Origin of the sequence: uncultured Allobosea sp. (genome assembly GCF_945956895.1) — a bacterium.
Lineage (GTDB): Bacteria > Pseudomonadota > Alphaproteobacteria > Rhizobiales > Beijerinckiaceae > Allobosea.
Genome location: NZ_CAMFJF010000128.1, coordinates 1 through 4,940 on the forward strand (window position 1 = coordinate 1; position 4,940 = coordinate 4,940).

Annotated in this window: 5 protein-coding genes; 2 read left to right on the plus strand and 3 right to left on the minus strand. The window is 67.1% G+C overall.

Annotation, left to right across the window (positions count from 1 at the left end; all coding sequences use genetic code 11):
• Both Q0Q02_RS23120 and Q0Q02_RS23125 read right to left on the minus strand, forming a co-directional pair.
• Window positions 1-593, minus strand: a 593-nt coding sequence (locus tag Q0Q02_RS23120; protein WP_293813103.1) for a response regulator transcription factor, incomplete at its 3' end; no start/stop codon positions are given.
• Window positions 594-739: 146 nt separating this feature from the next.
• Window positions 740-2,377, minus strand: coding sequence for a cisplatin damage response ATP-dependent DNA ligase (locus Q0Q02_RS23125; RefSeq protein ID WP_293813105.1), 1,638 nt, complete (start codon window positions 2,375-2,377; stop codon window positions 740-742).
• Window positions 2,378-2,484: 107 nt separating this feature from the next.
• Between Q0Q02_RS23125 and Q0Q02_RS23130 the strand changes: the two genes are divergently transcribed.
• Window positions 2,485-3,267, plus strand: a complete 783-nt coding sequence (locus Q0Q02_RS23130; protein ID WP_293813107.1) for an SGNH/GDSL hydrolase family protein — start codon at window positions 2,485-2,487, stop codon at window positions 3,265-3,267.
• A 7-nt stretch (window positions 3,268-3,274) separates the two neighbouring features.
• On the opposite strand, the gene Q0Q02_RS23135 is transcribed toward Q0Q02_RS23130, so the two are convergent.
• Window positions 3,275-4,345 (minus strand): ligase-associated DNA damage response exonuclease, encoded by a 1,071-nt coding sequence (locus tag Q0Q02_RS23135; RefSeq protein ID WP_293813109.1) that lies wholly within the window; start codon window positions 4,343-4,345, stop codon window positions 3,275-3,277.
• 23 nt (window positions 4,346-4,368) lie between these two features.
• On the opposite strand from Q0Q02_RS23135, the gene Q0Q02_RS23140 reads away from it, so the two are divergent.
• Window positions 4,369-4,940: tetratricopeptide repeat protein (locus Q0Q02_RS23140; protein WP_367275054.1), on the plus strand; the 572-nt coding region annotated here is incomplete at its 3' end.

Below are 4,940 nucleotides of genomic sequence, written 5' to 3' on the forward strand. Positions count from 1 at the left end.
TCGAGCTTGGTCAGGATCGCCGAGACATGGGCCTTCACCGTCGCCTCGGAGACGCCGAGCTCATAGGCGATCTGCTTGTTGAGAAGCCCTTCCGACAACATCATCAGCACGCGTACCTGTTGCGGCGTCAGCGTCGACATGCGGCGGACCATGTCGGCGATCTCGGCATCCACGGGCGCGGAGAGATCGACGCCGGGCGGCGTCCAGACGCCGCCGTCGAGCACAGCGCGGATCGCCTCGCCCATCTGGGCGACATCCGCCGTCTTGGGCAGGAAGCCGAGCGCGCCAAATTCGATGCAGCGGCGAATCACCGCCGGATCGTCATTGGCAGAGACGACGATGACCGGGATTTCGGGATGGTCGGCACGCAGGAAGAGCAGACCCGAGAAGCCTTGCACGCCCGGCATGGTGAGATCGAGCAGGACGAGATCGGCATCGCCGCCGCTGGCCAAGGCCTCGGTCAGCGCCTCCAGGGAGCCGACTTCGCTGACCTCGGCCCCACCGAGCGCGCTCGACACGGCCTGGCGCAGCGCGCCGCGAAACAGCGGATGGTCGTCCGCGATGACGATCCGCGTCGAAGGCTGCTTGCTCATCGCCCCACTCCTTAATGCCTGCATCGCCCCCGCCCGAAAGCCGCTTTACCCGCTTCGGGCCGATGCATTGTCCGGCCCGGGCATTTTGCCTCAGGCCGACCGCGCATCACAAGCATTGCAAGCGCAAGGCTGCAACCCATTCCGACTCAACCATTGGTCGGCAACAGGGCTTCCAGCACCTCGATATGGTCGGCCTCATCAGGCGGCTTGTCCCAGCGGATGCGGTTGATCCGGGGAAAACGCATGGCGAGCCCGGATTTATGCCGCGTCGAACGCTGCAAGCCCTCGAAGGCGACCTCGAAGACGAGGCCGGCCCCGGCCTCATGCGTGACCTCGCGCACCGGGCCGAAGCGGTTCAGCGTGTTCTTGCGGACATATTTGTCGATCTCGATCAGCTCCTCGTCGGTGAAGCCGAAATAGGCCTTGCCGACCGGGACGAGCTCCTCCCCGCCATCCTCGCCGACGCGCCAGACGCCGAAGGTGTAGTCGGAATAGAAGGACGAGCGCTTGCCGTGGCCGCGCTGGGCGTACATCAGCACGCAGTCGACGAGCCGCGCGTCGCGCTTCCATTTCCACCAATAGCCCTTGGGACGGCCAGGCAGATAAGCCGAATCGCGGCGCTTGATCATGCAGCCCTCGACCGCTTCCGCATCGGCGCCCGCCCCGGCCCCAGCCGGATCGGCGCGGGCGGCCGTCAACTCGTCCCAGGATGCGAAGGGGATCACCGGCGAAAGATCGAAGCGGATGCTGGCGAGGCGCGAGAGGAAGGCTTCCAATCGCTGGCGCCGCTTTTCCAGGGGCAAATGCCGGATATCCTCCTCTCCATCGACGAGCAGGTCGTAGACGCGGATATGGGCGGGGAATTCGCCCAACATCTTCGCCGTGACGGTCTTGCGATTGAGCCTTTGCTGGAGCGTGTTGAAGCTCTGGACCGTGCTCTCGCGCATCACCAGCAATTCGCCGTCGAGCGCGCCGTCCAGCGTCAGCTCCTCGACGAGATCGGGGAAGGCGGCGGCGATGTCCTCGCCGGTGCGGGAATAGAGCCGCGTCAAGCGTGAGCCATCGGCCTTGCAGCCGCTCACCGCCTGGACGCGGATGCCGTCCCATTTCCATTCGGCGGAGAATTCGGCCGGGTCGAGCCTGTCGAAATCGCCGTCCTCGATCGGATGCGAGAGCATGACCGGGCGGAACGGCGCGGGATCGCGCGCTTCGGGCCGCGGCCCCCTGCCCTCCAGCCAGGTGAAGAGCTCGGTATAGGGCGGCTCCAGCCCGTGCCAGACCTGCTCGACCTCGTCGGGCGGCACGCCGCCCAGTGTTGCGGCGGCCGTCTTGGCGAGGCGGGCGGAGACGCCGATGCGCAGAGCGCCGGTGATGAGCTTCAGCAGCGCCCAGCGCCCGGTCTCGTCGAGCGCATCGAGCCAGCCGGCGACGAGGCGCGGCAAATCGGTCTTGCCGGCCTCGCGCAGGCTCTCGACCACCTCCGGCAGATGCGGCACCGCGTTGGCGCCGTGCCGGGCCGGCCACATCAGCGCGACCGTCTCGGAGAGATCGCCGACATAATCATAGGACAGGGCGAAGAGAATGGGATCGGTACGCTCAGCGATCAAGGCGCGGATCAGCCCGGCCTTGGCGTTGCGGAAGACAAGCCCGCCCGTCATCGCCGCCAGCGCATAGCCGCGATCGGGATCGGGCGTCGTGCGCAAATAATCGGCGATCAGCGCGATCTTGGCGTTGCGACGCGGCTCATAGGCGAGACGGTCGAGCAGCCAGGCGAAGCGGTTCATGCTGTCGCCCCCGCGCCACACTTTGCCCGATCATTCGTGTTGCAGCGCATCGTTCAGATACCGTTCATGAAGCAAACCTTAACGGCAATGGAGTAGCTGGGAGAGACATGCCGATGCGCGTAGCGATGCGGTTTCTTGCCTTTGCCTTGCCTGCCATCGCTGCAACGTTTTCGGTCGGAGCCCCCGCGCAAGCGGCGAGCTTCTCCTGCCGCGAGACGCCGATCGTGCGCTCGAACGCTGCGCTTGCGCCGCTCTCCGCCAAGGTTTCGCAGGGCCAGACCCTGACGATCCTCGCCATCGGCTCCTCCTCGACCGAGGGCATCGGCGCCAGCGCCAAGGACAAGACCTACCCCGCTCGTCTCCAGGCGCTCCTCGCCAAGTCCTGGCCCAAGTCCCAGGTGGAGATCGTCAATGCCGGCATCGGCGGCGAGACCGCCCCGCAGACGCTCGCGCGCATGAAGGCTGCGATGGCCGCCCGCCACTACGACCTCGTGATCTGGCAGGTCGGCACCAACGACGCCGTCAAGGGCGGCGATCTCGACGCCTTCAAGGCGATGGTCGGCGAGGGCATCGCCCTGGTGCGCGAGGCCGGCCCGGCACTTGCCATCCTCGACCCGCAATATTTCCCCTCCGTGCGCGATCCGCAGCGCTACGGCCAATATGTCGAGGCGGTCGGCGAGGTCTCTCGGCGCGAGGCCGTGCCTGTCTTCGGCCGCTACGACGCGATGCGCGAATGGCACCGCTCCGATGCCGAAGCCTTCAAGGCCGCGCTCTGGACCGACGGCTTCCATATGAGCGACGCGGGCTATGACTGCCTCGCTCGCGACATGGCGAACGCCATGATCGGCATGGCCGCGCCCTCGCGCCCGGTCGTCGCGGCTTCGCGCTGATCGGAATCTAGACCGCCGCTGCATTGGCCGCCTCCGCGAGCGGGGCAGCCTCGCCCTCGTCGCCATAGCCGACGAGATGCAGCGGCTTAGCCTTGAGGCCTGCCGTGCCGCACCAATGGACGAGCGCATCGGCCTCACCATGGGTGACCCAGATCTCGCCGGCCTGAACCTCCTTGATCGTCGCCAGCAGATCGTCCCAATCGGCATGGTCGGAGATGACGAGCGGCAATTCGACGCCCTTCTGGCGCGCCCGCGCCCTGATCCGCATCCAGCCCGAGGCGAAAGCGGTGACTGGATCGGGAAAGCGGCGCGCCCACAGGTCCTGCGTCGCGCTCGGCGGGCAGATGACGATCTCGCCGCCCAGCGTCTTGCGATCGGTGTCGGCGACCAGCCTGACCTCGCCGAGCGGAATGCCCTCGGCTTCGTAGAAGGCCGTGATCTTCTCGACAGAGCCATGGATATAGATCGGCCGCTCGTAGCCGGCCTCGCGGATCAGCGCCATGACGCGCTGCGCCTTGCCCAGTGAATAGGCGCCGACAATATGCGTGCGCTCCGGGAAGAGCCGCACCGATTCCAGCAGCTTGGCCACCTCCCCCGACGCTGGCGGATGGCGGAAAACCGGCAGGCCGAAGGTCGCCTCGGTGATGAAGATATCGCAGGGCACGGGCTCGAAGCCGGCGCAGGTCGGGTCGCGCTCGCGCTTGTAGTCGCCGGAGGCGACAATTCGCAGGCCCCGGCTCTCGACCGCGATCTGGGCGGAGCCGAGGACATGCCCCGCCGGCACGAAGGTGAAATCGACCTCGCCGATGCGAACGCTCTCGCCGGGCACCGCCACCTGCTGCGAGCCGGCGAAACCCTCGCCATAGCGCAGGGCCATGATCGCCAGCGTCTCCCGCGTCGCCAGCACCGAACCGTGGCCGGCTCGGGCATGATCGGAATGGCCGTGGGTGATCAAAGCCCGCGCCACCGGGCGGACCGGATCGATATGGATGTCGGCAGGCGGGCAATAGAGCCCGGCCGGCGTCGGCAGCAGCAATTCGGAGGGGCGCCAGCGGGCGCTTTGTCTGGCCAGCGTCACACTCCTCGGCTACATCGATTAGCATGACCGATACAGGCTCGACCACGCATTTCGCCTCGTCCGGCGACCCCGTGCTCGACCGCCGCTATGGCTGGGCCGAGGCTGCGCTCAAGGACGGGGACGCGCAAGCGGCCGTCGAAATCCTCGATCAGACCTTGTCGCAGGCCTATCACTTCACCGCCGCCTGGCATCTCTATGGGCTGGCGCAGGAGGCGCTCGGCCACAGGGAAGACGCCGCCACCGCCTGGCGACAATGCCTCGACCTCGACCCCAACGACCATTTCGGCGCGCGACTCGACCTTGCCCGTATCGGCGCCTTGCCGGCCGAGCAGGCGACCTCCGAAAACTTCTCCGGCGCGCTGTTCGATGCCTATGCCGACCGCTTCGACAGCCATCTCACGCAAACCCTGCATTACAACGCGCCAGACCTGCTGAAGGCGGCGCTCGTCCGCTGCTGCAGCAACGCCGGTCGGCCCTTCCGGTTCGACATCGTCTATGATCTCGGCTGCGGCACCGGCCTGATGGGCGAGGCGATCCACGAGCAGAGCGGCTTCATCGCCGGCTGCGATCTCTCGCCGCGCATGATCGAGCGGGC

Bases quoted from the DNA above. Each gene is read 5' to 3' on its own strand.
- Q0Q02_RS23125 (WP_293813105.1), bottom strand. From the start codon at position 2,377: ATGAACCGCTTCGCCTGGCTGCTCGACCGTCTCGCCTATGAGCCGCGT.
- Q0Q02_RS23130 (WP_293813107.1), top strand. From the start codon at position 2,485: ATGCCGATGCGCGTAGCGATGCGGTTTCTTGCCTTTGCCTTGCCTGCC.